General features: G+C 48.5%; 22 protein-coding genes. 7 read left to right on the forward strand and 15 right to left on the reverse strand.

Going from position 1 to position 26,802, the window contains the following annotated elements; translation table 11 throughout:
• Nucleotides 1-116: 116 nt before the first annotated feature.
• Both rhtB and asd read left to right on the forward strand, forming a co-directional pair.
• Entirely contained in the window at nucleotides 117-743 is a 627-nt protein-coding gene (gene rhtB, locus HYN51_RS14485) for a homoserine/homoserine lactone efflux protein (RefSeq protein ID WP_108900667.1), read from the forward strand.
• Nucleotides 744-932: 189 nt separating this feature from the next.
• Nucleotides 933-2,045: an aspartate-semialdehyde dehydrogenase gene (gene asd, locus HYN51_RS14490; protein WP_108900668.1), complete on the forward strand. Its 1,113-nt coding sequence runs from the start codon at nucleotides 933-935 to the stop codon at nucleotides 2,043-2,045.
• 67 nt (nucleotides 2,046-2,112) lie between these two features.
• Here the strand turns inward: asd and HYN51_RS14495 are convergent, their stop codons facing one another.
• The 7 genes from HYN51_RS14495 to pepE all read right to left on the reverse strand — a co-directional run bounded on the left by HYN51_RS14495 (nucleotide 2,113) and on the right by pepE (nucleotide 8,968).
• Nucleotides 2,113-3,480 (reverse strand): sensor histidine kinase, encoded by a 1,368-nt coding sequence (locus tag HYN51_RS14495; protein WP_108900669.1) that lies wholly within the window; start codon nucleotides 3,478-3,480, stop codon nucleotides 2,113-2,115.
• Nucleotides 3,456-4,121 (reverse strand): response regulator, encoded by a 666-nt coding sequence (locus HYN51_RS14500; protein WP_108900670.1) that lies wholly within the window; start codon nucleotides 4,119-4,121, stop codon nucleotides 3,456-3,458. Before HYN51_RS14500 ends, HYN51_RS14495 begins: the two co-directional genes overlap by 25 nt.
• Nucleotides 4,122-4,187: 66 nt before the next feature.
• Nucleotides 4,188-4,961 carry a COG4705 family protein gene (locus HYN51_RS14505; protein ID WP_108900671.1) on the reverse strand — a complete coding sequence of 258 codons (774 nt, stop codon included), beginning with the start codon at nucleotides 4,959-4,961 and terminating at the stop codon, nucleotides 4,188-4,190.
• Between the two features lie 129 nt (nucleotides 4,962-5,090).
• Nucleotides 5,091-5,879: a tyrosine-protein phosphatase gene (locus tag HYN51_RS14510; RefSeq protein WP_108900672.1), complete on the reverse strand. Its 789-nt coding sequence runs from the start codon at nucleotides 5,877-5,879 to the stop codon at nucleotides 5,091-5,093.
• Between the two features lie 41 nt (nucleotides 5,880-5,920).
• Nucleotides 5,921-6,622 carry an NAD(P)H-flavin reductase gene (gene fre / locus HYN51_RS14515; RefSeq protein ID WP_108900673.1) on the reverse strand — a complete coding sequence of 234 codons (702 nt, stop codon included), beginning with the start codon at nucleotides 6,620-6,622 and terminating at the stop codon, nucleotides 5,921-5,923.
• A gap of 53 nt (nucleotides 6,623-6,675) precedes the next feature.
• Nucleotides 6,676-8,163, reverse strand: coding sequence for a 4-hydroxy-3-polyprenylbenzoate decarboxylase (gene ubiD, locus HYN51_RS14520; protein WP_108900674.1), 1,488 nt, complete (start codon nucleotides 8,161-8,163; stop codon nucleotides 6,676-6,678).
• A 79-nt stretch (nucleotides 8,164-8,242) separates the two neighbouring features.
• A complete protein-coding gene (gene pepE / locus HYN51_RS14525) occupies nucleotides 8,243-8,968 on the reverse strand; it encodes a dipeptidase PepE (protein ID WP_108900675.1) in 726 nt (241 codons plus the stop codon).
• Between the two features lie 214 nt (nucleotides 8,969-9,182).
• Between pepE and rfaH the strand changes: the two genes are divergently transcribed.
• Nucleotides 9,183-9,674, forward strand: coding sequence for a transcription/translation regulatory transformer protein RfaH (gene rfaH / locus HYN51_RS14530; RefSeq protein ID WP_108900676.1), 492 nt, complete (start codon nucleotides 9,183-9,185; stop codon nucleotides 9,672-9,674).
• 118 nt (nucleotides 9,675-9,792) lie between these two features.
• Here rfaH and hemB read toward each other — a convergent pair whose 3' ends face one another.
• The 7 genes from hemB to ubiJ all read right to left on the reverse strand — a co-directional run bounded on the left by hemB (nucleotide 9,793) and on the right by ubiJ (nucleotide 16,184).
• Nucleotides 9,793-10,815 (reverse strand): porphobilinogen synthase, encoded by a 1,023-nt coding sequence (gene hemB / locus HYN51_RS14535; RefSeq protein ID WP_108900677.1) that lies wholly within the window; start codon nucleotides 10,813-10,815, stop codon nucleotides 9,793-9,795.
• A gap of 86 nt (nucleotides 10,816-10,901) precedes the next feature.
• A complete protein-coding gene (gene tatD / locus HYN51_RS14540) occupies nucleotides 10,902-11,684 on the reverse strand; it encodes a 3'-5' ssDNA/RNA exonuclease TatD (protein WP_108900678.1) in 783 nt (260 codons plus the stop codon).
• A gap of 560 nt (nucleotides 11,685-12,244) precedes the next feature.
• Nucleotides 12,245-13,042, reverse strand: coding sequence for a Sec-independent protein translocase subunit TatC (gene tatC / locus HYN51_RS14545; protein ID WP_108900679.1), 798 nt, complete (start codon nucleotides 13,040-13,042; stop codon nucleotides 12,245-12,247).
• Nucleotides 13,043-13,045: 3 nt separating this feature from the next.
• Nucleotides 13,046-13,564, reverse strand: coding sequence for a Sec-independent protein translocase protein TatB (tatB, locus tag HYN51_RS14550; protein ID WP_108900680.1), 519 nt, complete (start codon nucleotides 13,562-13,564; stop codon nucleotides 13,046-13,048).
• Nucleotides 13,565-13,567: 3 nt separating this feature from the next.
• Nucleotides 13,568-13,849: a Sec-independent protein translocase subunit TatA gene (gene tatA, locus HYN51_RS14555; protein ID WP_108900681.1), complete on the reverse strand. Its 282-nt coding sequence runs from the start codon at nucleotides 13,847-13,849 to the stop codon at nucleotides 13,568-13,570.
• 98 nt (nucleotides 13,850-13,947) lie between these two features.
• Nucleotides 13,948-15,579, reverse strand: a complete 1,632-nt coding sequence (gene ubiB / locus HYN51_RS14560; protein WP_108900682.1) for a ubiquinone biosynthesis regulatory protein kinase UbiB — start codon at nucleotides 15,577-15,579, stop codon at nucleotides 13,948-13,950.
• Nucleotides 15,576-16,184 carry a ubiquinone biosynthesis protein UbiJ gene (ubiJ, locus tag HYN51_RS14565; protein ID WP_108900683.1) on the reverse strand — a complete coding sequence of 203 codons (609 nt, stop codon included), beginning with the start codon at nucleotides 16,182-16,184 and terminating at the stop codon, nucleotides 15,576-15,578. Before ubiJ ends, ubiB begins: the two co-directional genes overlap by 4 nt.
• A 620-nt stretch (nucleotides 16,185-16,804) precedes the next feature.
• Here ubiJ and HYN51_RS14570 point away from each other — a divergent pair.
• The 4 genes from HYN51_RS14570 to HYN51_RS14585 all read left to right on the forward strand — a co-directional run bounded on the left by HYN51_RS14570 (nucleotide 16,805) and on the right by HYN51_RS14585 (nucleotide 26,261).
• On the forward strand, nucleotides 16,805-24,889 hold the full coding sequence (locus HYN51_RS14570) for a two-partner secretion domain-containing protein (protein WP_108900684.1): 8,085 nt from the start codon (nucleotides 16,805-16,807) through the stop codon (nucleotides 24,887-24,889).
• A 10-nt stretch (nucleotides 24,890-24,899) separates the two neighbouring features.
• The gene (locus HYN51_RS14575) at nucleotides 24,900-25,361 is read left to right on the forward strand and encodes a hypothetical protein (protein ID WP_108900685.1); all 462 of its coding nucleotides are present in this window, start codon (nucleotides 24,900-24,902) and stop codon (nucleotides 25,359-25,361) included.
• Between the two features lie 241 nt (nucleotides 25,362-25,602).
• On the forward strand, nucleotides 25,603-26,016 hold the full coding sequence (locus tag HYN51_RS14580; protein WP_108900686.1) for a hypothetical protein: 414 nt from the start codon (nucleotides 25,603-25,605) through the stop codon (nucleotides 26,014-26,016).
• Between the two features lie 17 nt (nucleotides 26,017-26,033).
• Entirely contained in the window at nucleotides 26,034-26,261 is a 228-nt protein-coding gene (locus HYN51_RS14585; RefSeq protein WP_108900687.1) for an Imm31 family immunity protein, read from the forward strand.
• A gap of 41 nt (nucleotides 26,262-26,302) precedes the next feature.
• On the opposite strand, the gene HYN51_RS14590 is transcribed toward HYN51_RS14585, so the two are convergent.
• Nucleotides 26,303-26,458, reverse strand: coding sequence for a SymE family type I addiction module toxin (locus HYN51_RS14590; RefSeq protein WP_407936324.1), 156 nt, complete (start codon nucleotides 26,456-26,458; stop codon nucleotides 26,303-26,305).
• Between the last annotated feature and the right edge of the window lie 344 nt (nucleotides 26,459-26,802).

Here is a 26,802-nt window from a genome sequence, read left to right on the forward strand (position 1 = left end):
TCATCAGATATAGGGACTAAATTCCACGCTATCTGGTGACTTATGCCAAAACATCAGATAAAACTATACAATTCCTGTATTTGTCTTGTGCGGCAACGCACTAATGGTGAGCGATTGTGACTTTCGAGTGGTGGCTAACCTATCTGATAACAACCATTGTCCTTAGCCTTTCTCCTGGCCCAGGAGCAATAAATACCATGAGCACTGGTATTTCCTATGGATTTCGCGGTTCTATTCCCGCTATTGCCGGTTTGCAGGTTGGGCTAGCCGTACACATTGTGCTGGTCGGTTTTGGGTTAGGGACGTTGCTTTCTCAGTCTGCATTGGCATTCGAGATGTTGAAATGGCTAGGTGCCGCCTACCTTATCTGGCTGGGAATTCAGCAGTGGCGCACCGCCGGAGCCATCGATTTAAATGCGGTTTCTAAAGCCTTACCGGGCAGTGGGTTATTTAAACGTGCCGTATTAGTCAATCTGACCAATCCTAAGAGCATCGTATTTTTAGCCGCGCTGTTTCCCCAATTTATTATTCCGCATCAGCCACAAGGCATACAATACCTGATTTTAGGCGTGACCAGCATCGCCGTGGATGTGGTCGTCATGGCAGGCTACGCCACACTAGCGACTCACGTCGCCAAATGGCTACGTCGGCCTCATCAGGTGAAGCTGCTTAACCGCCTGTTTGGTACGCTGTTTATAATAATTGGTGCCCTATTGTTATTTGCCCGCAGAAGTCATAGTTAAAAGGCTACAGACGCGATGATTGTTGGATTATAAGTTTTACTGCTGAATAACTTTTCTATATCGAATTATTTTACTTGCACGCTCCGATACATTTTGTAAGGTTGAAGGGGCCTGTTCACGATAATTCAGTAAAAAGTAACGCGGCAAACACACACTCACATTGATTACTGCAAAGTTAGGATTGCTAATATGAAAAACGTCGGTTTTGTTGGCTGGCGCGGTATGGTCGGTTCCGTTCTGATGCAACGCATGATAGAAGAACGTGATTTTGATGCTATCCGCCCGGTATTCTTCTCTACTTCACAAACAGGTCAGGCGGCCCCCACTTTCACCGGTCAAAGCGGTACGCTGCAAGATGCCAATGATATCGACGCGTTACGCGCACTGGATATTATTATCACCTGTCAGGGTGGTGACTATACCAGTGACATCTATCCTAAACTGCGCGCTACCGGTTGGAACGGCTACTGGATTGATGCAGCGTCAACTCTGCGTATGAAAGATGACGCCATTATTATTCTCGATCCGGTGAACCATCAGGTTATTCATCAGGGTCTGAATCAGGGTATCAAAACTTTTGTTGGCGGTAACTGTACTGTTAGCCTGATGCTGATGGCGCTGGGCGGCCTGTTTGCTAACAATCTGGTGGAATGGGCTTCCGTTGCCACCTATCAGGCAGCCTCCGGCGGCGGTGCTCGCCATATGCGTGAACTGCTGACGCAAATGGGCATGCTGCACGCCACCGTTGCCAAAGAACTGCAAGATCCGGCGTCAGCCATTCTGGATATCGAACGTAAAGTGACGACAGAAATGCGTAGCGGCGTATTACCTGTTGATAACTTCGGCGTTCCATTAGCCGGTAGTTTAATCCCGTGGATTGATAAGCAGTTAGAAAATGGCCAAAGCCGTGAAGAGTGGAAAGGTCAGGCAGAAACCAACAAGATTCTGAATACCAGCGCCGTGATTCCAGTCGATGGCCTGTGCGTTCGTATTGGCGCTTTGCGCTGCCACAGTCAGGCATTTACCCTGAAGATGAAAAAAGATGTTCCTCTGGCGGATATCGAAAGCATGCTGGCTGAACATAACCAATGGGTGAAAGTGGTACCAAACGACCGGGAGATCTCCATGCGTGAGCTGACTCCGGCGGCGGTTACCGGTACGCTCTCTACGCCAGTTGGTCGTCTGCGTAAACTGAATATGGGGCCTGAATATCTGTCGGCCTTCACCGTGGGCGATCAGCTCCTGTGGGGCGCGGCAGAGCCGCTGCGCCGTATGCTGCGGATTCTACTGCAACAGGCCTAATCTTGTTAGCCACCCCCTTCCAGCCTGCGCCGGAAGGGGCTCTCCACGGCCACGCTGCACTTCGCCTTTAGCGCATGATATTAGGCATGACATCAGGAATTATCACGGTTGCCGTTAAGCCGGTTTCTGCCTGAGGATCGGTAAAATCAAACGCGACGCTGGCCCCCATCCGTTGTGAAATGGCTTTCACAATCGACAACCCCAAACCTGAGCCAACTTCACCGCTGCCTACTATGCGGTAAAATGGATCAAATACCCGCGTCCATTCTGACTTAGGGACACCCGGCCCATTATCCGTAATGATCAAGACCGCTGCCCCGCCAGAAGCGAGCGCACAGAGATCGATACGTCCCCCCTTTGGTGTGTATCGAATCGCGTTATCCACCAAGTTTTTAACCAATGTGGCTAAATCAACGGCATCGGCAACAATGTGAATATCCCTATCGCTTACCACCCCGATATCAATGCCCTTGGCATCCGCTAACGGCATTAAATCCTCCAGAACCTGTCGATAAACGTAAAGTATCGATATCGGCTCATTAAAAAGAGGGCCTGAGGCCTGCACCCGTGCCAGCGTTAATAACTGCGACAATAGCGCTCTGTTACGGTCAATCCCCTGACGCAATAAATCCAGCCGTTCTTGTGCACTGGCTGACATTTCGCTGGCGGCAAGTCGCTCGACTTGGAGTGATAGCGCAGTCATCGGCGAGCGCAGTTCGTGAGCCGCATCGGCAATAAAGCGCTGCTGGGCAGCCATCTCCTGCTCAATTCGCGCTAAAAGGCGATTAATCGCGGCCACAAAAGGCTGGATCTCAATCGGCAATGGTGCTGAGTCGATAGGGTAGAGTTCCCGATCGCCTCGTCGGTCAATATCAAGGGAGAGTGCGGCCACCGGCTTAAATAGGGTGCGGACTAATCCCGCCACCACTAACAACAGCACCGGAACCAAAATCAGAAACGGCATCAGTGTACGCAGAGCACTGTCACGGGCAATTTCGTCACGCACCTCCGTATCCTGAGCCACCGCTAAACGCTCTTCAGTACCCAACGGTGTCACAAACACCCGGTAGGTTTTTCCACTCATGTTGACGGTATTCATCCCGTCGCTGAGACCTTGGGGTAGGCCGAGTAATTCATCATTTTTTTTTGCCGAAACCAACGCCGTGGTAGGTAGCACCTGAACAAAAACCTGTGACTCAGTATCCTCCCCCAGATCGGTACCCGCGATACCGTTTTCCGGCAAGGGGAAACGCTGCTTATCAAACAGCGTGGCGATCTGGCGTAGAACATCATCCTGTAATTCATTAGCTTCACTAAACGCGGCAAAAAAAGCAAAGATACCGGCAATGATGGCAATCGTCAGAATAGCCAATGACAACCCGAAAGAGAGACGGAACTGTAACGAGTTTCTTACCCACCTTTTGCGACCATCCATCCCACGCCCCGTATGTTTCTAATCATCTGGCTACCCAGTTTTTTACGCAACGCATAAATCAAAAACTCCACCGCGTTACTCTCTACTTCGTTACCCCAACCATAGATTCTCTCCTCCAGATCGCTGCGGGACAAAATCGCGCCGGGGCGAACCATTAAGGCCTGCAAAAGTGCAAACTCCCGATTTGACAATGTTAATGCCACGGCACCATTCAGACGCACCTGATGGGTTGCCGGATCGAGAAATATCACGCCATTACTCAACTCAGGGGAGGCCGCCCCCCCTTTTCGGCGAATAACCGCCCTCATGCGCGCCAATAGCTCACTCATGGCGAAGGGCTTCACCATATAGTCATCAGCCCCGGCGTCCAAGCCGCGTATCCGTTGTTCGATACCGTCGCGAGCGGTAATAATCAGCACGGGTACCGAATTATCTTTACCCCGAATCTCGCTCAGTATCTCCAAGCCATCCTTTCCCGGTAGCCCCAAGTCGAGCAATACCAGATCATAATGCTGGCAAGCCAGAGAATGAGCCGCACCTTGTCCATCATCAACCCAGTCCACCGCGTAAGACGCATCGTTTAGCGCGGCGAGTAAGGCCTGACCAATCATCGTATCGTCTTCCACAACTAACACTCGCATTGACAGCCCTCCTGAGTGACTGCGGGTACATGAATTAAAAGCCTACGGTGACTTTGATGACCTTTGCTACTCCTGCGATACCGCTTTTTGAGCCAGTGACAAATAAACCACTAACAGCACAATAGTCACCAAAAAGAGGGCGCTGACCCAAGTGGTACCAAAACCCAAGCCACCATGATCTGCCGGTTGCGACAGTAAGTCACCGCAAGCTGCACCAAATGGACGAGTTAACACATAGGCTATCCAAAAACAGAGCACTGAATTAACCTTAAAAACGTAATAAGCCAATGCCGTTACCGCAATCAGACCACCAAATAACAGGGCGGCGTTGATATAGCCTAAGCTCAATCCTTCAGCAATCCAATCGCCAAGCGCAGTACCTAACGCAAACGTAAACAGAATAACAACCCAGTAGAAAAGCTCACGCCTCAGGTTATTGATCGAATGAATAGAGAGAGTCTGTTCTCTGGCATACCATAGCGCAAATGTGACTATCAACCCGATGCTGAATACGGTTGAGGATACGGAGAGAGGAATAGCCCAATTATCCGTTAGATTATCGGTAATTAATGTACCTAATACGCTAACAAAAACTACGGCTATCCAATACAGTGCGGGTATGTAACGGCGGGCGCTAATCTGAAAGAATAGCGAAATCACCAGCAGTATCGCCATCACCACCGAAGTCTCCACCAGCCCAAAACCAAGGTCAACGTTCAAATAATCTGCGGCGGTTTCCCCTACCGTGGTGGACATCATCTTGATGATCCAAAAAAGCAACATCACTTCAGGGACTTTATTCAACCATTGTCGTGTCGATAGTGTAGGAAGGACATTCATAACTCGCTCCGAAATAAGTTTGGTATAGAGGACTTATTCTGAAGCACAAAACTTAGGTCAGACTTAGGGGATAGCGGCCAGTGACGCTATCTCCATATTCTATTGGTGATAAGGCTAACTCTCCCTCGGTCACGCTGTCAGGTATTTGTCCTGTACTCTGGCCCGAATCCCCGGCGTTAATCCAAACTCCTGTTCCAGCCAGTTATCCGTATTGCCATAACGCTGGTCGATAGCGTGCAGCGCGGTGCCAATGAAGCTCTCTTTGGCAGACATCACATAACTCAAGCTATCAATACCGTGCTGTTCGTTCAGGTGCGCCGACATATGGCTGAGGATCTCTTTACGATAAGGTGCCAACGTGGTTTCTGTCAGCATGTAATCTTCAATGACCGTGTTACGATCCGCCCCCAGCGTCAACAGCACAATGGCGGAACCAATACCAGTACGATCCTTACCCACCGCACAATGCTGCACTAAAGCGCCAGAGCTTGGCTGTTGCATCACCTGCGTTAGGTAACGATAAGCTCGGTTATTAAAAGGCAGTTGGTTATACAGACGGGTCATAAAATCAACCGCATTAAAGGATGCCAGTGACTCATCCGTCAGCTTACCAAAGTTAGCATTCACATCATCCGATAAAGGATTCGCCGGTATATTTTCATAATCAACACCCTGCCACAACACATCAGGGCGGGTCTGTACTTCATCCGCATCGCGATAGTCAATAATCTGGGTCAGCGGCATTTGGCTAAGGTAGTGACAGTCATCCACCGTTAGCCGATCCAGAGAACCCGCCCGCAACAATAAGCCGGATTTCACTCTGCGTCCGTCTTTAGCGAGATTTCCACCCTGATCGCGGAAGTTAATGCCGCCTTGCAGCGGTAACAGTGATGAATGCAACAGCTTGATTGTAGTCATAGGCCCTTCTTCATTTAGCTATCAGATTATGGCAACAGCACTCAGATAAACGAGAAAGCATCACCAAACATGCGAGTTTCGTCCGCGCCACGCTCGTTGCAGAATCGTTCTCTGGCAATCTTAACCATTTCAAAGCGCCCGGCGATATAGATATCATGTTCAGCCAATGAACCGAAATCTGCCAATACGGCGGTTAATACGGTTCCACTGCGTCCTCGCCATTCAGGTTCTGGCTGCTCCACCACCGAAATAACGCTCAGGTTCGGATACTGAACCGTCAGTGCCTCAAGACGACCCAAATCATATAAGTGAGCCTCTTCACGCCCACCCCAGTACAGCGATATCTGGCGTTCCGGCTGCTGAGCCAGTACGGTCATTAAAATCGAGTTCACATAAGAGAACCCGGTACCGCCGGCAATCAGCAAAACAGGACGCTGAGAATCCGTACGCAGCCACGCCTCTCCGTGAGGAATATCAACGGAAATGGTCTCTTCCTTCAGTAAACGATCCATAACCGCCATAGCATACAGATTGAGTTCGGAAGCGCCGATATGCAACTCAATAGATTCGTTCGCCATAGGGGTCGAGGCCATTGAGAACGGGCGCTTATCGCGCTCGTCCATCACGACCATCAAATACTGACCCGCCTGAAATGAAACAGGTAAATCAGGAACTAAACGCACGCGAAATACCGTATCAGTGATGGGCTCCACTGAGGCAACCTTACAATTCAATATAGCCATGTACTCCCTCTACAGAGTCATTAAGTTCCAACTATCGCTAAGTGATGCGAGAGTTAACGAGGCGATTTGCCATCTTCAAATATTGCCAGCTCATCCCAGATGGCATCGATACGTGAACGCACGGCGGGATCCATAACGATGGGTCTTCCCCATTCACGCTGCGTCTCTCCCGGCCATTTATTGGTGGCATCCATACCCATCTTGGAGCCTAATCCTGAAACGGGTGAAGCAAAATCCAGATAATCGATTGGCGTATTTTCCATTAATACGGTATCACGCGCCGGATCCATTCTGGTGGTAATTGCCCAAATCACATCGTTCCAGTCTCTGGCATTAATATCATCATCACAGACAATAACAAACTTGGTATACATAAACTGTCGCAAGAAGGACCAAACGCCCATCATCACGCGTTTGGCATGACCGGCATACTGCTTCTTCATGGTCACCACCGCCATCCGATAGGAGCAGCCTTCAGGCGGCAGGTAAAAATCGACAATTTCCGGAAACTGCTTTTGCAGAATCGGCACAAAAACTTCGTTTAACGCCAGCCCTAAAACCGCCGGTTCATCCGGTGGACGGCCCGTGTAGGTTGAATGGTAGATGGCATCAGCCCGGCGAGTAAGATGGGTTACGGTAAACACCGGGAAGCTGTCCACTTCATTGTAGTAACCCGTATGATCGCCATAGGGCCCTTCCGGTGCCATTTCGCCGGGTTCAATGTAACCCTCCAACACCATTTCGGCACTGGCCGGGACTTCGAGATCGTTGGATACACACTTCACCACATCGGTTTTATATCCGCGCAGCAAGCCTGCAAATGCATATTCAGAGAGGGTATCCGGCACCGGCGTTACCGCAGCCAGAATGGTCGCAGGGTCGGCCCCTAGCGCAACAGAAACCGGGAAACGTTCACCGGGATGCTGCTGGCACCATTCCTGATAATCCAACGCACCGCCTCGATGAGAGAGCCAGCGCATAATCACTTTATTTTTGCCCAATACCTGCTGGCGATAGATGCCCAAATTCTGCCGCTCTTTGTAAGGGCCACGGGTTACCGTCAGCCCCCAAGTAATTAACGGCGCGGCATCTTCTGGCCAACAGTGCATAATGGGCAGCGTGGTCAAGTCAACATCATCACCCTGCCAAATTTGCTCCTGACAAGGGGCGGAAGCCAGCCGCTTAGTCGGCATATTTAAAACCTGTTTAAACTGCGGCAATTTATCCATCAGATCGCGGAACCCTTTTGGTGGTTCCGGCTCTTTCAGAAAGGCCAACAATTTACCGACTTCGCGCAGCGCACTCACATCCTCCTGGCCCATCCCCATCGCAACCCGCTTAGGCGTGCCAAACAGGTTACAGAGTACGGGGATCTGATATCCCTTGGGGTTTTCAAACAGTAGCGCAGGACCACCGGCACGTAGGGTGCGATCGGCAATCTCTGTCATCTCAAGATAGGGGTCAATCGGTTGTGTAATGCGTTTTAACTCCCCTTGCTTCTCCAGCAAATCAAGGAACTCACGCAGATCTCGGTATTTCATAGTTTATTTACAGGCCAGTTAAGATGTCATTATAGAAAGGTTTCCCTGACTTCGCCGTCATTATACTTACTTTTAGCCATTAACAGCAGGTAAACGGAACCAGTTCACTCAGCGCAGCAGTATCAAGATGTTCCGTGGTTTCCTGACCATGACGGAAAATTTTGAAGCCCTGATCTTTAGCGCTGTAATAGCGAAGTTTAGTACCAGAGATTTGCAGCAGGCTGCCTTCACGCAATGCCACCACGGACTCCGTCTGGTTTACCGCACAAAATTCAGCAATACGCTCATCACGGGTTTCACCCATATGCCCGCTCAGGTGAGCATCAATATAATGCGGGTTAATTTGCACCGGGAACAGCCCTAATGATGGTAATACTACACTGCTGCGTACTGGCATATCATTGGTGGTTCTGATGGATGGGCAAGCCACGTTACAACCGGCACTCCAACCAATATACGGAACTTCACGTTCGCGAACTGCACGTTGAATTGGCACAATCAAATCTTTCTCATGCAACATCTGATTCAACATCCATGTATTACCGCCGCTAACAATAATGCATTCTGCCTGAGCGATAGCTTCTGCTGGCTTATCAACGTGGTGAATGCTGGTGACAGAAATACCTAAACTGCTTTCCAAGTCACGAGCACGCGCATCATAGTCACTACGAATCAGGGCATAAGGAATCAATATTGCTTTGGCGACCTTCCGGCGTTCTAACACCGCTAAAATTTGTTTTTTAGCGTAGCCCAGTAACTCTTCGTCACCGGATGTCTTACCATTACTTAACAATATCAGTTCCATACCAAATACCTCTGTTTAGTTATTAACGCTCTATTTATACAGGAAAACACACGCCTTTACTGTGATCGCTTTCCATTTAGTTCGAAACTGTCTCAATGTATTAGCCCAGCATAGTATTTATCGTTGGATTAATCGACCATCACACTGAACCTGATGTCTATTATCCTACTATTTTGCTATGCTTAAACCGTGTTTTTCTTCGGTGAATTAACTCATGGAATCATGGTATTTACTTTATTGTAAGCGTGGTCAATTGGCCCGCGCGCAAGAGCATCTTGAGAGGCAACAGGTACCCAGCTTTAGTCCTATGTATCAGATAGAGAAAATCGTTCGGGGCAAAAAAACGCTGGTGGATGAGCCATTGTTTCCCAACTATCTGTTTATTGAACTGGATCCGGAAAGAGTTCACACCACCACGATCAGCGCAACCCGCGGTGTTAGTCACTTTATTCGTTTCGGTAAGTTGCCAGTGACAGTACCTTTTAGCCTGATAAAAAACCTGATGATGCAGCCAAAGCTGCAGCTGATAGACCCCGCACAACCTAAAAGCGGTGATAAAGTATTTATTACTGAGGGGATATTTGAAGGGCTGGAAGCTATTTATGCAGAACCGGATGGCGAAGCGCGCTCGATACTGTTATTAAATCTGATTAACCAAAAGGTTGAACATAGAATTAGTAATTCTCAGTTTGAGAAACGGGATTAATATTCAAGCCGTTACCCCATTTGTCTATTTTAATTTCCGTGAACATTCCGACCAGAAAAACCATTCACTCCGCTTTAGTGTTTGTCGGGCCACTGGCCCGACAATTAACCCATTATTTTTAGCGTTGCATCGCGTCTTCATGTAGCCACTGAGCTACACGTTTCGCAAAATAGGTTAAAACACCATCCGCACCAGCGCGTTTAAAGCACAGTAATGATTCCATCACCGCAGGCTTCTCTTGCAACCAACCATTCTGGAATGCCGCCATATGCATGGCGTATTCACCAGACACTTGATAAGCGAACGTTGGTACCCCAAAGGTATCTTTCACTCGGCGCACAACGTCCAGATAGGGCATACCAGGCTTCACCATCACCATATCTGCGCCTTCTTGCAGATCTTGAGCCACTTCCTGTAAAGCTTCATCGCTGTTGGCCGGATCCATCTGATAGGTTTTCTTATTTCCCCCTTTCAGATTACCGCTGGAGCCCACTGCGTCACGAAACGGTCCGTAATAGCACGAAGCATACTTGGCGGAATAAGCCATGATTTGGGTATTCACAAAACTCTGAACTTCCAACTGCTGGCGTATTGCGCCAATGCGACCATCCATCATATCGCTGGGAGCAACAATATCCGCCCCTGCTTCAGCATGGCACATTGCCTGACGGATCAGGACCTCTTTAGTAATGTCATTAATGACATAGCCATTGTCATCAATAATGCCATCCTGACCGTGTACCGTATAAGGGTCGAGCGCCACATCCGTTAAGATACCCAGCTCAGGCACTGCCTGTTTCAGCGCACGTATTGCGCGTGGCACCAGACCTTGTGAATTGTAGGCTTCTTCTGCATACAGGCTTTTTAGATCGGATCCAATCACTGGGAAAAGTGAAAGCACTGGAATACCCAGTTTCGCTAACTCTTCAGCCTCTTTTACCAATAAATCGACGGTCATACGGCTAACGCCCGGCATGGAAGGCACCTCCTGACGCTGATTCTCACCTTCCATAATAAATACTGGATAGATCAAATCATTAACCGTTAACTGATTTTCAGACACCAGACGACGGCTAAAGTCATGATAGCGCATGCGGCGCAATCGACGTTCAGGGAAAGCACTCGGAATAATATAGCTCACAAACATTCTCCTCAATTCTCAACGCTGAGGGGAATCAACACCCACCAGCTTTTTCGTTATTTATCACACGCTGCTCTCGCAGTGACTCAACCTAATCTCAATAAACGGTTAGCATTTTGCTGGGTTATTTCCCCCAGCCAGGCGGCATCTTCACCACGTAACATAGCAACTTGCTGCACGATATGGGCTAAAAATGCGGGTTCATTACGTCGTGAGGTTGGTTTGGGCGAGAGATCCCGCGGCAGCAAATAGGGAGCATCTGTTTCCAGCAGCAGTTTATCGGCCGGTATCAGTGGAACCAGATCTCGCAGCGCTTGCCCTCGGCGCTCATCGCATATCCAACCGGTTATACCAACATACAGCCCCAGTGACAAATACTCTTCTAATGCCTGACGATTGTCGGTAAAACAGTGCACGACAGCGGCAGGCACTTTATCCAACCAAGGTTTCAGTAACTCAATAAACCGATAATGGGCATCACGGCAGTGCAAAAACAGTGGCATTTCAAGCTCCGCCGCTATCGCTAACTGGGCGCTGAAGGCATGTTCTTGTTCCTGTGGCGTAGAAAAATTACGGTTAAAATCCAGCCCGCACTCACCGATAGCGACGACGTTTGGTTCCGCCGCCAGTTGATATATGTGCTGCTCACAGGCGGTTGACCAGCCAGAAGCATCATGAGGGTGAACCCCTGCGGTACTCCAGCAATAATCAGGATAATGATTGGATAGCTGGTGGGCCGCAATGCTCTCTTTCAGTGAGGTGCCAGTCACCAGCATGCCGTTAACCCCGGCCCGTTTAGCCCTCTCCACCACCTCATGCCGATCCTGAGCAAACTGGCGGTTGGTCAGGTTAACACCTATATCGAACATTGTTTTCTCTCCTGACGGACGGGGAATATCGTTACTAAAACAAACCGCCCATTTAAGTTTCGGTGAAGGTTCCGGTCGTAAAAAAACAGGGCTGTATTTATATTGTGCCCGGCCGGAAGACCATCTGTGCTTAACTTTGGAGGGCTTAGCTTCCCTCTGTTTGATTTCATTAATAATTTAAAGCCGCCTATAAGGCGGCTAAAATTGATGGCAAAGCCTGACTTGTTCGGTTTTGTGTTTAAAAAGAATCAATTGTCGGGAGGAGCTTCCGTGGGAGTCGACTTGGCGTGAGCCAACGACAAACAGGCGAAAGCCTGTTTGAACAGAGCTCGCGCTGGCCCGAAGGGCAAAACACCGAAGGTGTTTTGTAACAGCCCGTAGGGAGACTCGACCCGACACGCCCTGAAGCCAAGTATGGCGGTCTTCCGGTCGAGCACAAAGCCAATATAAGCACTTTAGATTTTACGACCGGAAAACGCATTGAGGCTAATCTATCTGGTTTGTCAGTTGCCTGAACCGCCTATAGAGGCAGCTCTATTTAAATCACTTAACAGTAACAACTACGCTGATGGTTTTTCGCTGTCGTCGGAATGCTCATCTTCGCAGTCCTCTTCGTCTTGCTCATTCGCTTTTTTGCGGCCTTTCCCTACATAGAAACGAGCGAAGAAGACGCCAATTTCAAACAGGATACACATGGGAATGGCCAACAGCGTTTGCGAAAATACATCTGGGGGCGTCATTAACATACCCACCACGAATGCACCCACAACGATGTAAGGTCGTTTCTTTTTCAGGTCGTCCGGCGTAGTCACACCACTCCAACACAGTAGAATAATCGCGACCGGTACTTCAAACGACACGCCGAAAGCAAAAAACAGCGCCATAACGAAGTTCAGATAGTTATTAATATCTGTCGATATCAATATGCCTTCAGGGGCAGTTTTAACGAAGAAGCCAAATGCCAGCGGGAACACCACAAAGTAGGCGAACGCCATACCCAGATAAAACAGTGCAGTACTGGAGAACAGTAACGGCATCATTAAGCGGCGTTCGTGCTTATACAGCGCTGGTGCAATAAAAGACCATACCTGATACAGAATATAAGGTGCTGAAAAAAACACGGAGACAATCAGCGTCAACTTGATTGGCGTCAGGAATGGCGAAGCCACATCCGTTGCAATCATGCTGGCGCCATGTGGCAATTGGCTCATCAACGGTGCGGACACCATATGATAGATATCGTTTGAGAAATAAACTAACGCCAGAAATATCAATAGAATACAAATCATTGACCGTAACAGGCGAGAGCGTAATTCAATCAAATGGCTGATAAGCGGCTGGGTATCTTCTACGGACATGGATTATTTTTCGCTATCAGGTTTATTGATGGATACCGGCTCTGGCTGAGCTGCCGTTTCAGCAACGACCGGTTCTGCAACAGACGCGACGGGAGGGACTTTACTTTTGTTCGCCGCTGCTGCTTCCGCTGCTTTTGCAGCAGCATCAGTGGCCGATACCGAAGGCTTATCGGCATCAGCAGCAGACGTTGGTGAAGCATTGAAAGACTCAGCCGCATTATTGAGATCGCTCTGGATATTGCGCTTCATCCCAGTTGCCATCTCTTTTAATTCATCCATCGACGCTTTTAGCTCCGGAGATAAATTCTGCAGACCCGCCTGTTCAGCTTTCTTCAGGCTCTCTTTCAGCTCTTGCAGCTTCAGTTCCTGAGTCAGCTCATTTTGCACGGATGAAGCCAGAGAACGCATCGCTCTAATCCAGCCCGTGACTGTTTTAACCGCAACCGGCAACCGCTCAGGGCCAAGCACAACCAGGCCAATGATCAGTACCAGTACAATTTCACCAAACCCTATATCGAACACGGATTATACCTGCTCTTTATTCTGGCTCTTTTGCTCTTCGGTTTTAACCGAAGGTTGTTGCTGTTCTTGAATAGATTTCACATCAAAATCAGCATCGTTCTGGGCGTCTTCTTTGCGGGCTGTGGTTGCCTGATTAGACGTCGTCTCTTCATCGCTCATGGCCTTTTTGAAGCCTTTTACGGATGCGCCAAGGTCAGATCCTAAAGTACGCAGTTTCTTTGTTCCGAACAGCAATACGACAATCGCAACGATTATCAGTAATTGCCAAATGCTAATTCCACCCATGTTATATGCCTCTATTTAATTGCGGGTTGATTTTGAGATTGCTGACCAGTATACGGTAGTTTCAGCAAGCTGTAGTAATAAAATCTGGTAATAAAACGTTAAGCTGCTTTTTGCCATCCAATCAGCCAGACAACTGCTCCGGCACCCGCCAGACAGACTGGCCAGACGGGGATATGATTTGCGAGCAAGATTGTAGCACCAATCAACAAAGTAGCACCTACCCCAAAGAGGTAGCGCGACTGGTTCTGCTTCTCCTGACGATGACCAATTTGCGCGTTGAGTTTATCAATACTATTTTGCAATTCTTTGTGCTGCCGCAAACTGTCGTAAAACAATTCGGGTAATTCAGGTAATTTCTCTATCCAGTAAGGTGCTTTTTCCTTCAGGGCACGAGCCAGAGCGGGAATACCCACCTGATCGCGCATCCATGTTTCTAGAAAAGGCTTGGCGGTAGTCCATAAATCCAACTGTGGGTAGAGCTGACGGCCTAATCCTTCAATATATAACAGGGTCTTTTGCAATAGCACCAGTTGAGGTTGCACTTCCATGTTGAAACGGCGCGCAGTATTAAACAGATTCATCAGTACGTGACCAAATGAGATTTCGGATAACGGTTTCTCAAAAATAGGTTCACAGACGGTACGAATAGCGAACTCAAACTCTTCCACATTGGTGTCTAGCGGCACCCAACCTGAGTCCACATGGAGTTCAGCGACTTTGCGATAATCACGATTAAAAAAGGCAATGAAGTTTTCCGCCAGATAGCGTTTATCCCCTTTGCTCAACGAACCAACAATACCGCAGTCAATACCGATATATTGTGGATTCTCCGGCGTAGCATAGCTGACAAAAATATTTCCCGGATGCATATCCGCATGGAAAAAACTGTCGCGAAACACCTGAGTAAAGAAGATTTGAACCCCACGCTCTGCCAACACTTTCATGTTGGTGCCATTGGCTTCTAGCGCATCGATATCCGCAATCGAAATACCGAAAATGCGCTCCATAACCAGCACATTTTCATGACAGTAATCGCTGAAGACTTCGGGTACATACATCATTGGGCTGTTATCAAAATTGCGGCGCAGTTGGATGGTATTGGCCGCTTCACGCAGCAGGTTTAATTCATCCAGCAGCGTTTTCTCATATTCACGGACGACTTCACGCGGTCGCAGGCGGCGACCATCTGGCAGTAATTTTGGTACCCAACCAGCAATGCGGTACATCAGGCGAATATCCGCCTCAATAATGGGCTTAATATCAGGGCGAATAACTTTAAGTACCACTTCCTGGCCGTTGCTTTTCAGCACCGCAGTATGAACCTGAGCAATAGAAGCCGATGCCAGCGCCTGAGGATCAAAATCATCAAACCACTGCTCGAGCTTACCGCCCATTGACGCTTCAATATGCTGACGGGCTAATTCACCATCAAAAGGAGCGACCTGATCCTGCAACAATGCCAGTTGGTCAGCGATGACCGGTGGGAATAAATCCCGACGCGTTGACATCATCTGCCCAAACTTAATCCACACCGGCCCTAACGTTTGCAACGCCAAACGTAATCGCTCCCCCAAGGCTTTATCCGGATGCTTATTTCTCATCCAAAACAGCGAGCGGCACCACATTCTCAATGGCCAAGTCAGGCGCATTTTGGGGATCAGTTCATCTAACCCATGAGTCAGAAAAACGCGCACAATGACATATAAACGACAAAATTCAGATGGGGTCATCGGGTGCTCTCCAGCTTCTCTATTCTTTTCGCCAGAGCATCAACCTGCTGACTCAATATTTCAGTTTCATCGCCAAAGTGCAGCACTTCCAGCCGTCCCGGAGCCAAACGCCACTCCTCAGTCACCGCTTGTGCCAGATAATTTTGTTGATGTTCCACCCATCGCTTCGCTTTTTTAGCGCCATTTTGCGCCCCCTGACTCAGGGTTTCCGCAGCGACATCACCAATATAAGGAGAGAGCCATTCAGCGGGATCCCACTCGGCCAGATCGATTAAGGTGACAAATTGCTGTATCACCTGCATATCCCCTTCAACCACCACCTCACCATCGCGCATTAATGCAGACAGACGCTGACGGTCACGCAGAGAAAACAGGGTTGGCAGTTTGGTTATCAGTGTGCAGCTTGCCGCAGATTCCCACTGGCTCACAACATCAATATGGTTAACGCTAAATACTAACGTCAGAGAAGTGGACAGCTCTTGCAGGCTCAGTTTCAGCGTTTTGCCCGCCAGCCGATGGCTCATCGACTGCATGCTGCGATCGCGAAAAAGCAAGCTGTTCAGCGAGGTTTCAATAATGCCGGCAATCAAGGGAACAAACAACATAGCGATCCTTTGTAAGAACTGAAATACAACACAGGTATATTGATGATATTCAACCGTGAAGGCAACGACTGAATGAAGAGATAAACCAAATTGGCGGAATATAATGTCTGTATTGAGACGATAACATCATTGTTGATGATCGCTGATTAAGATCGTCTACCTCATCGAATCGGTCAGACAGTAGATCAACGAGTTACCCGGCCATCACACGGTGTAACGCATTGGAAACAATAAAAAACACTCTTGTCGTGAATCAAAAATGACCACCTGATGAGAGCGCGAATATTTATTCACATTTTCCCATAATAGCTGAATAATTCAGCACAATCTCCCTATCAATCATGATAATCACTTATCCTTACACCCACCATGCTATACAATCGTAACTATATCATGGGTAACTAATTACCATGACTCATACTTGAATAACTGACAGGGATGTTATCTCCTTATAGTACTTATGGTTATCTCTGCTATGGATAGCGGTGACAACAATATATTACGTTTCAATATTACGTTTCAGTGCCCCACTTTACATCTGTTCTTAGCTGGCGAGATCCCGACAACGTTATCCTCAGTTAACGCTTTCATTCTGAAAGAATATATTCAAGGAATCAGAAATGAACACCACTAAAATCATTAAGCCCTATCAACGCGTTTTAACTTACCTGCTTTCCGCTATGTTGGTGTGGCAACCGGTATGGCCTGCGTTTGCCGCCGCGATTGAAATGGATGGCCGCCCTAATAATGGTCAGGTCACCCCCGCCGGTAACGGTGTGCCCGTTGTTGATATTGCCGCGCCGAATCAGGCTGGCGTATCACACAATACCTATCAACACTTTAACGTTGGGCCTGATGGCGTGGTATTGAATAACAATACCGAACGCCTGCTGCAAAGCCAGCAGGCAGGGATAATTCAAAATAACCCTAACCTGCGTAACGGCGCTGCCAGCGCGATTATTAATGAAGTGACCGCCCCAAATCGTTCAGAGCTGAAAGGCTATATTGAAGTCGGAGGCAAAGCCGCCAATGTGATAGTGGCGAACCCTTACGGTATCACCTGTGATGGCTGCGGTTTCATTAATACCCCACAGGCAACGCTGAGTACCGGTAAGCCGGTGCTGGATGAACAGGGCCGATTAAAAGAACTGGATGTTAAGCAAGGCAGTATCACCATCGATGGTAAAGGCATTGATGCGAAAGAAACGGAGTATTTTGCCATTGTCTCGCGAGCGGCGGAAATCAATGCAGACATTCATGGTAAACACATTGATGTGATTGCCGGTGCTAACCGAGTCAATACGCAAACCGGTGAAATTACGCCGCAGGCTGGGAATGGAAACCCACCTCAAGTCGCCATCGATACCAAAGCGCTAGGCGGCATGTATGCCAACCGCATTCGGCTGGTCTCCACCGAACATGGCGTCGGTGTTAATACCGGTAATCTGATTGCCAGAAGTGGCGACATTCAACTGTCTGCCGATGGCAAGGTCACTCTGCACGGCGGTACCCGCGCAACCAACAACCTGAACGTTCAGGCAAATGATATTCACCTGACGGATTCTGCCACGCTCAATGGCAATAACCTCAGCCTGAAAGCACAAACGATTACTCAAGACGCGGGTAGCCGCTCGCTGGCACAACACAGCGCTAACTATCAGGCTGACAACATCACTTTAAACGGGGAGCTGGTTAGCGAGCAAAACCTGCAAATTAACGCCCGAAAGCTGACCACCCACACTCAGGCGGCAATCAACGCTAAAACCAGCACTATCCATGCCGAGCAAAGCCAATGGTCTGGCGCCTTAATGGCTGATGAGGTCTATTTTCAGGGGCAGACGCTAAACTTAGAGCCGCAGGGCGTTCTCTGGGGCAAGCAGACATTAACCCTCAATGCCAGTCAGGCGCTGAACCAGCAAGGCTCGCTGCTGGCGGGCGATTTCCTCAATCTGACCACCCCACAGTGGAACAGCCTTAACGGGCTAACCGCTACCGGTGTTTCTGCCAACGGAGAGCTGCAAAGCGGCGGAATACTGAATATTCAGGCGGGCAACACTCAGCTCAACAACACCCACCTTAGCGCCGGACAAATCAGCCTCACTGGGCAAGCGCTGTTACAGGATGAAAAATCGGTATTTAATGCACAGGACAGTTTGGTGCTGAATGCATCACGCCTTGAACTGAATGGTAAAAACTTAACTAACGGCACCCTCGAACTTCAGGGCGATCGCTTAACCGCAGGCAGCAGTGCAAAAATGTCGGCTCAAAGCGCGAGCTGGAATCTAACGGGTGACATCGACTGGCTTGGTCAGGCCAGTTTCAACGCGTTAAGCATCAATGCGCTTAATCTGAACAACGCCGGTGTAATCCAGAGTTCAGGCCATAGCCGATTGACCGTTAATCAACTGGTTAACGGTGCCGGTGCGGCACTGAATGCCGGGGAGCTAACCATCAATGCCCCTACCCTCTACAATCAGGGGCTAATCCAAAGTACCAACACCAGTCAATTTACCCTTAATCAATTCACCAACGCGACTGGCGCTCAGTTGTACGCCAATGAGCTGACCCTCGACGCTGAGATGTTGAACAATCAGGGGGTAATTCAAAGTACCGGTGAAAGTGCGCTGACGCTTAACCAGCTAACTAACGGCGCCACTGCACAACTTAATGCCGGTTCGTTCGTCATCAATGCTTCTCAGCTCAATAATCAGGGAAGAATCCAAAGCATTGGCGAAAGCGTATTAACGCTCAATCAGCTCACCAATGACGCCAATGCGGAGATCTACGCCAGTGACGTATCGCTGAGCGCCGCAACGCTGGACAACAACGGAAAAATCACCGGTCGCGATAATCTGGATATATTCCTGAGCTCAACGGGTTCAAGCCTTAACAATGGCGACATCTCCGGGGATGTTGTCACCCTTCAGACTCAGGGATCGTTTGAAAACAACGGCATTCTGTTTGGGGCCAGTGAACTACGGCTAAATGCCTTAAATGGTCAGGTAATCAATAGTCAGCAAGCCGGGTTGTACAGCGGCGGTTTGCTCGATCTCACCGCGAATTCACTGCGCCAACAGGGCGATATTTTGGCGGATGGGGATATCACCTTAACCCTCACCGGAGCGGAACGCTTTGATCAACAAGGCACCATTGCCAGTCGTGAAAATTTACTGTGGCTGAAAACTAACGGGACTATCAATAATCAGGGCACACTGTATGGTCATTTGCTGGATCTGGAAGCATCCAATGCACTCACCAATCAGGGGAAAATCTCCGGTGATATTGTTAGCCTGACGGCAGGCGGCGAATTAAGCAATCAGAACGGTGCCTCCATTACCGCCAGCAATTTAATCACCGGCAGCGCTCAGTCCATCGCCCAGCAGGGAAAAATTCAGTCCGGCGGCAGCATTGACCTCACCAGCCGCAGCCAAATTGATAATACCGGGTTTATTGGTTCCCTTAATGACCTGTTTCTGAAAGCCGATAGCGGCCTCAGTAATACCAATGATGCCTTCCTGTATGCGGGTCGCGACATGTACCTGTGCGCTAATCAGGTTAGCAACCTGCTGAGCAATATTCTGGCAGGACGTCACCTGACTATTCAGAAGGATTATCAGGGCAATAAGAGCGCGGAAATAATTAACCGCTCGGGGGTGATAGAGACCCAAACCGGCGACATTACGCTGAAAGCTGAGCATATCAAAAATGAAGGTGACGGGCAGGCTTCCACTACCACTGAAGATTATTCCGATACGGTACTAGGTGGAGGAGCCACTGAGATCACGATGAGGGTTGGCGCACCGGGTACGCCAGCCATGGATGATCTGGCGTCATGCCTTGGCGGTGGTGGTGCGGGCGGTGGTGCAGGCAGTGGACATGGATCACCAAGCTGTCGCTATACGCCTAAAAATGATAAGGATCTGCGGTTAACCGGGCTGCTTTCACGCACCATTGTGACGCTTTCAGCCATAGAAGCGACGGGGAAAATCGTTTCCGGACGAGATCTGAATATTGAGGCTGGGGTAATTGACAACCAGTTTAGCCACTTGCTGGCGGCCCGTGATGTCAATATTACGGCTCAGGAACTCAATAACCTCTCCGCCAAACAAGGGGTCACTGAGACCTATTACGTTTATGAGTTTGTTTTTGGTAATTACGTTTCGATCGATAAACTCAGAGAAGACAAGACGGTTAAATACGCCCGAGCCGCCAATAATGTCGTCACCAGCGAAGGTGAGGAATATTTTTCCACCGTTGAAGCGGGTCGTATCGTTAATCTCAACGTTCAGAACGCGGTCAGAAACGAAAGCATCAAATCCTATTCCATGCAGATTGCGCCAACCCTCAGCGCACCGACCGGTCTGGATAATCTGGATCCACGTTCCGGCATTGAACATACCCTGCCTAGCGCTATCCCTACTGCGAACGGATTCCCGGTACCAACCGGAAACAATGGCCTGTTTGTCTGGAATTTAGACCCAGACAGCCCTTATCTGATCACCGCTAATCCGGCATTAGGTGAGCTGGGCTATCTGTCGTTGGGCGGACGCTCCAGTCAAATTGCTGGCTTTAGCGTGCTAGACCGCCTGATGGGCCGCCAGCCAACCTTTGGCCCACCCCATGAAACCGGCGCTCAATGGACTGACGTTAACCAATACCTCGGCTCCGCCTACTTCCTCAATCAACTGGGCTTACAGCCAGAATCACGCTATCGCTTTTTGGGGGATGCCTGGTATGACACGCGCTACATTACCGATGCCATTTTGCGGCAAACCGGACAGCGCTATATCGGCGGTGTCGGCAGCGATTTAAGCCAAATGCGCTGGCTGATTGATAACGCAGCCCAAGCCGCTAACGGCCTCGGGCTGGCATTGGGTGTCAGCCTGAGCGACAAGCAGATTGCCCAACTGAGTCACAGTATCGTCTGGTGGGAACCCGTCACCATTAACGGTCAAACCGTACTGGCTCCGAAGCTCTATCTGGTGGCGGCGGATCAATCCAATGTCAGCGGCAGCGTTATCAGCGCTCAACATGTAGCCATTACCGCCGGTGATATTCACAATGACGGCGGCACCATCAAGGCTGACGGCATGTTGCATATGGTCAGCCGTGACGCCCTTATCAACCGCGAAGGGCTAATTCAGGCGGGGGATAACCTGACGGTCATCGCTAAAAACGATATCCAAAACCTGAGTGGCACCATTGAAGGACGTAACGTCACACTACAAAGCCTTGATGGCAATGTAATTAATCAAACCTTACATCAACAAACCCATATCAACGCCGATGGTAGCGAAAGCCGCCAGAACGCTAACACCGCCCTCTCCTTTGGGGTTTCCGGTATCACTGCCGGTATTCACGCCAAAGAGAATTTGGGGATTTCCGCAGCAAACGATATTCAGATTACCGGGGCGGAACTCAGCGCCGGGCAAAATGTCACGCTGAATGCCGGTGACAATATTGATATCACCGCCAATGAAACGGTGAACTTACGCACCGGTTTCACTACCACGCCGGGCGATCATCGGCTGGATATCCATCAGCAAAAGAGCCATATCAACGCAACCGATGGTGCCGTCGCCCTGACGGCGGGCGACAGCATCAGCGTGATCGCCAGTGATATTCGCGCCAACGATAACATAACGTTACAGGCTAAAGAGGATATCGCCATCCTCTCCGCTCGAGACCAGACCTCTCAAGCGAAAGACGGTAAGTTACAGCACGCCACTACCGATGTGCAGAGCAGCGACATTCAGTCGGGTCATAACCTGATTGTGAATGCCGGTAACGATATCGTTATGCAGGCCAGTACGCTCAATGCCAAAGATAATGTGCTGTTAGTGGCGGGTAACGACCTGACGCTGCTGTCGGATGCCGAATCCCGCTATGACCGAACCCGTATCAACGGCGGTTATAAAATTGAGCAACAGGTCACTCAGCAATCTACCGAGATTAATGCGGGTCAGAACGTGCTGATCGGTGCCGGAAACGACGCCACATTACAGGCCACGCAGATCGGCGCCGGTGGGGATATTCGTCTTCAGGCCGAGGGAGATTTGCGTCTGCTGACGGCGGAAGAATCCAGCTACTACTATGAAAAAACCAAAACCGGTGGCTTCTTAAGCAGTAAATCCTATGAGGAAGAGCGTTCCAGCACCACTCATAAAGCCAGCGAGCTGAACGCAGGCAACAACATCGCCATCACCAGCGGCGGCGATAGCCTGTATCAGGCCAGCAAACTGAATGCGGGCAATGACATCGCCCTGACCAGCACCGGCGGGCAGATTCAGTTTAGCGCGGTTGAAAACACCGATTTCCTGAAGGTAGATTCAAAATCCAGCAGCGTGACCACCCGGGTTGCCGGTCATGGTCATAACAATACCACCCAGCAGTTTGGTGAAATCACTCAGGGCGGTGAGTTAACCATTCAAGCGGAGAAAGGCATTCGTGCCGATATTCGTCAGTCATCAGCCCAGAGTTTAAGCACTGCGCTGGAGCAAATGGAAAGCGCGCCGGAAACCGCTTGGGTCGCCGAATTGGCGGTACGTAATGATGTTGAGTGGCATGCGGTTCAAGATGCCTACGATGATTGGGAGTATGACAGCGAGAGCCTGAGCCCGGCGGCAGCGGCAGTGATTGCGATTGTTGTTACGGTATGTACGGCAGGTGCGGGGGCTGCGGCAGGCGGGGCGGTTGCAGGGACATCCACTGTGGCCGCCGCTGGCGCGACAACGGCGGCGGCCATTTCTGCCGCTACGGCAGCGGCGGTTCAGGCGTTAGCGGCGCAGGCTACTCTCTCATTGATTAATAATCAGGGAGATGTGGGTAAGGTACTGAAGGACTTAGGCTCGAAAGATAACGTGAAGAGTCTGGCGGCTTCGGTGGTTGCGGCGGGGGTGATTGCCGGTGTGGATACGCAGATGGGCTGGTCGCAAAGTGGTAAAGCGGCGTCTACCTCCTACACCGCAGGCAGTACCACCGAGCAAATTGCGACCATTACGCCGGTGAGTCAGCCGAGTTTTGATACTTGGTGGACGGGCAATAGTCAGTTAAGCAGTTGGGATATCGCCCAGCGCACCGTGGTGCATTCCGGTATTTCCGCCGGAGTGGACACTGCCATTAACGGCAGCAACTTCCTTGAATCATTCGGTACCAGTTTGATGTTTAACGCCGGTAACGAGATGGGCCGCGCTTCGTCGTGGTATATCGGGGAGAATGCGGCGCTGTTTGGTGGCGATGGTTCCTTTGGTAAATCGGTGATCCACGGCCTGAACGGTGGGTTGATTGCCGAGCTGACCGGCGGTGATTTTGCCGCTGGCGCGGGCGCGGGTTTTGCTACCGAGTTGGCTTCGGGTGTGATTGGCGGTTTTGCACTAACGCCGGAAGAAAAGCGTCAGGTGCAAAACGGTGAGAAGCTGTTCTATGTGGATGATAACGGGCTGGCCCGTATCATCGGCGGTAGCGTGGGTGCCATCATCACCAACACCGCCGACGGTGCGAATACTGGGGCGAACGTTGCCAATATTATTGACCAGAATAACCGTCAGCTTCACCAGACGGAAAAGGAACGGCTTAAAGAGCTAGCGGGTGGCGATGAAGATAAAGAAAAACAGCTGACGGCAGCGGCCTGTGCGTTAGTGAAATGTTCGGCAGAGTTTGCGGAAGGTACGGCTGAGAAGGCTGCTTATGAAGCATTAGAACTGGCTGGCAACCGGCCAGAATATGCCGCTCTTCGTGAACAACTGTCCCAAGAAAAGTTCCTCGTGAGCTATACCGACCCGCTAACCGGTGAGAGAGTTTTACAGGACTTTGCTATGTTCCAGTACAGCAACGCAAGCGCTATTTTAGATGGTGCAGTGTATGCCAATGGTGAATACCAACTCACAACGCGCGGAGGGGGATTAATACAGGCCACCACGGGTGCAGCAGAAATCATCGGAGGAGGTGTCGCCTGTGTGGGTGTAATCACATGTGCTGCGGGTGTCATCGTTGCCTCAGTTGGGTTTGATAATCTCAATGCGGGTACAAACACCTTAGTTTCAGGAAGCCCAAACAAAACAATCGGCGCGGGTCTGTTAGAAACAATGGGTGTTCCTGCTGAATATTCGGAACTGGTATATGCTGGCGTGAGTGTCGCAGGGATAACGACAATAGCCGTTAAATCGGTTAAAACCGGTGAAATTTTAAACCTGAGTATTACCAAAGAAGGGCAAGTTACTAAAGCTGGTAATGGTGAAAACTTCTTTTCAAAAGCAGATATTGGCCCGTATACACCACCAAAAGATAAAATAGTGTATGGGCAATTAGATGAAAGTTCATGTGTTGCTGCCAGTTGTCGTATGGCGGCTAATTTGGATGATACCCCAGAGGCATACATTCGCTATTACATAAAAACAGGTCCGGATGGCACATTTTTGTCAGATGTTCCTAATGGACTAAAAGAACTTGGTTTGAAAGGAAATGCAACTTTTACAGACAATATTACAACTAAGACTATTACCCACGAAGTTAATAGTGGATCATCTATCATTGTGAATATCAAGAATGCAAACAACGATATACATGCAGTTGTTGTTGATTCCGTCAAAGATGGAAAAGCATTTATTCGAGATCCTTGGCCACTGGGTATAGGCTCTTCATATTCAGCACCGGTCAGTAAGCTAGAAGAGTTGCTTACTGGCAATGGCGTCATTATTAAAAATTAAGGAGAGAAAAATGAAAAATATATGTGACCTATTTATAAAAAATGAGACTAATACTAATCATTTTAGGCATTTGACTATATTCGACAAAAGTTTTTTATATATTCCGGGGAAATTTTATTCCGGCTATTTAGGCTTAAATGTAGAGCGAATTACACTAGTCTCCGTAGTTATAGAACTAAAAAAAGAAGGTGTGGTAGCTCTAAATGTGCCTATACGTTATCGTGATAATACTCTTTTAAGTGTTACTGATGGATTTAATTCTGCAAAAGAGTATGGATTATCCAAGGGTTTAGAAACAAGAGAAGATAATACATACCATGATGCTCAGATCCCTCTATACTGGACATTTCCCATAACAAATAACCCTCCTGATAAAGCTGGTGGTGTTATTTATGTGGATAAATTAGATGGTCATATATGGACATATTTGGAACATCAAGAGTATATGTATGATTATAACAATATAATATAAATCCACTATCTTCGATTTGATGCTCACCTTGTTTTCAAATAAACAAATGAAAACAAATGAAAACAAGGTGATTATAATTCGCTAGCATATTTGCATTGAAATAACCTCATAGGTAATTGATTATTATTAATTTATAAAATTACTTGGTAGGAGTAAATTCAAGGTAAAATTATTCTGGTGCAACAGAAATTCGAACTGCTTTTCTGGAAAGCAAAATGAACTATAATGAAATCGTTCTTAAATGATAAATGTTAACGAATTAATTAATCAAGAAATTACAAATGAGCCGGTGTTGGTTGAAGGGCATGTTGTTTATTTCAATGATGGAAGGTTATATCTAATTAATTTAAATTATGGAAGTGATTATTCAAATCCCCCTTCTATTTTCATTGAAAATGATAACCTTTCAGACAACCTTGAGCGTAATGTCAGTCTATATGGTGGTGTTTCACGTTTATTTCACCATGCAAAAATAAAAGGTTATATAAAAATTAATTCAATATCAGGTGAGTTATCTTTACATGTCGAAGAGATGACGGTGGAAAATAATAAAAAATGGATATCCATAGATCTTAATAAAAAATATGAGCCTAGAAATAGAGATGGCATAGATTGGTTCGATGTGTCCTTAGATGGAAAAATAACTCACAAATAACACATAAGGTTGCTTATATGGTTAGTAAGATAAATTTTTATCAAGAAGTCGAGGTCTTATCTGGTTGTAATAGTAAAAATAAGAAGTATGTGGGGAAGAAAGGGGGTGTTATGGGAGTAAGTGAGGAAAATGGAATTCTTTATGGTTACTCTGTGAAACTTTATGATGAGGAATATCTCTTATCCTTTGATAAAGATGAGATTGTCGCTACAGGAAGGCAACTGACGCAAGATGACTTTTATTGAGCGAATCCCGGTCATCGAGCCGGAATTACGCTTTTTAGCCGTCAGAATTTAATCTCAGTCTCAATCACTAACCGTCCCCGTTCCGTAGTGACGGTGACCGGCTGGCCGGTGGTGAATCCAAACTGTTCCAGCCAATAACCGCTGATGGTCAGCTTCGGACAGGGTGCTTTCTTGCCCAAGTTAGGAGTATAACCCACTGTATAATAACGCTTTTGGGGTTCTTTAAACTGGGTTGTGCTTGTGACGGGTTCTTGTCCACGTCCCTTTTTGCGATACATCCCCAAAATATAACATTCCCCCACTAAAACGGTCTTCCACCAATTGACCCAATTGCTGGATAAATATACCGTAGTCAAGCAGGTGAATATTTCGCCGGAAAAGCAAAACCCCGCAGTGCGACTAACACTAACGGGGTTTCTGACCACAACGTTACTGGGAGGTAACATCATGGCTGTTAAAGAGCATACCCAAACTCACTCTAAATTTATACCCATCAGATCTTATTTCCGATCCGGATCCAATAAACGATCTTCTGTCGTAG

Origin of the sequence: Limnobaculum parvum (assembly GCF_003096015.2) — a bacterium.
GTDB classification, from domain to species: Bacteria; Pseudomonadota; Gammaproteobacteria; order Enterobacterales; family Enterobacteriaceae; genus Limnobaculum; species Limnobaculum parvum.

What these genes read in the sequence shown, in the direction of transcription:
- HYN51_RS14495 (WP_108900669.1), bottom strand. Translation starts at nt 3,480, where the DNA reads ATGGATGGTCGCAAAAGGTGGGTAAGAAACTCGTTACAGTTCCGTCTC.
- HYN51_RS14575 (WP_108900685.1), top strand. Translation starts at nt 24,900, where the DNA reads ATGAAAAATATATGTGACCTATTTATAAAAAATGAGACTAATACTAAT.
- tatA (WP_108900681.1), bottom strand. Translation starts at nt 13,849, where the DNA reads ATGGGTGGAATTAGCATTTGGCAATTACTGATAATCGTTGCGATTGTC.
- HYN51_RS14570 (WP_108900684.1), top strand. Translation starts at nt 16,805, where the DNA reads ATGAACACCACTAAAATCATTAAGCCCTATCAACGCGTTTTAACTTAC.
- HYN51_RS14510 (WP_108900672.1), bottom strand. Translation starts at nt 5,879, where the DNA reads ATGACTACAATCAAGCTGTTGCATTCATCACTGTTACCGCTGCAAGGC.
- HYN51_RS14500 (WP_108900670.1), bottom strand. Translation starts at nt 4,121, where the DNA reads ATGCGAGTGTTAGTTGTGGAAGACGATACGATGATTGGTCAGGCCTTA.
- HYN51_RS14580 (WP_108900686.1), top strand. Translation starts at nt 25,603, where the DNA reads ATGATAAATGTTAACGAATTAATTAATCAAGAAATTACAAATGAGCCG.
- fre (WP_108900673.1), bottom strand. Translation starts at nt 6,622, where the DNA reads ATGGCTATATTGAATTGTAAGGTTGCCTCAGTGGAGCCCATCACTGAT.
- rfaH (WP_108900676.1), top strand. Translation starts at nt 9,183, where the DNA reads ATGGAATCATGGTATTTACTTTATTGTAAGCGTGGTCAATTGGCCCGC.
- HYN51_RS14585 (WP_108900687.1), top strand. Translation starts at nt 26,034, where the DNA reads ATGGTTAGTAAGATAAATTTTTATCAAGAAGTCGAGGTCTTATCTGGT.
- ubiB (WP_108900682.1), bottom strand. Translation starts at nt 15,579, where the DNA reads ATGACCCCATCTGAATTTTGTCGTTTATATGTCATTGTGCGCGTTTTT.
- tatD (WP_108900678.1), bottom strand. Translation starts at nt 11,684, where the DNA reads ATGTTCGATATAGGTGTTAACCTGACCAACCGCCAGTTTGCTCAGGAT.
- ubiJ (WP_108900683.1), bottom strand. Translation starts at nt 16,184, where the DNA reads ATGTTGTTTGTTCCCTTGATTGCCGGCATTATTGAAACCTCGCTGAAC.
- asd (WP_108900668.1), top strand. Translation starts at nt 933, where the DNA reads ATGAAAAACGTCGGTTTTGTTGGCTGGCGCGGTATGGTCGGTTCCGTT.
- HYN51_RS14505 (WP_108900671.1), bottom strand. Translation starts at nt 4,961, where the DNA reads ATGAATGTCCTTCCTACACTATCGACACGACAATGGTTGAATAAAGTC.
- ubiD (WP_108900674.1), bottom strand. Translation starts at nt 8,163, where the DNA reads ATGAAATACCGAGATCTGCGTGAGTTCCTTGATTTGCTGGAGAAGCAA.
- tatC (WP_108900679.1), bottom strand. Translation starts at nt 13,042, where the DNA reads ATGTCCGTAGAAGATACCCAGCCGCTTATCAGCCATTTGATTGAATTA.
- pepE (WP_108900675.1), bottom strand. Translation starts at nt 8,968, where the DNA reads ATGGAACTGATATTGTTAAGTAATGGTAAGACATCCGGTGACGAAGAG.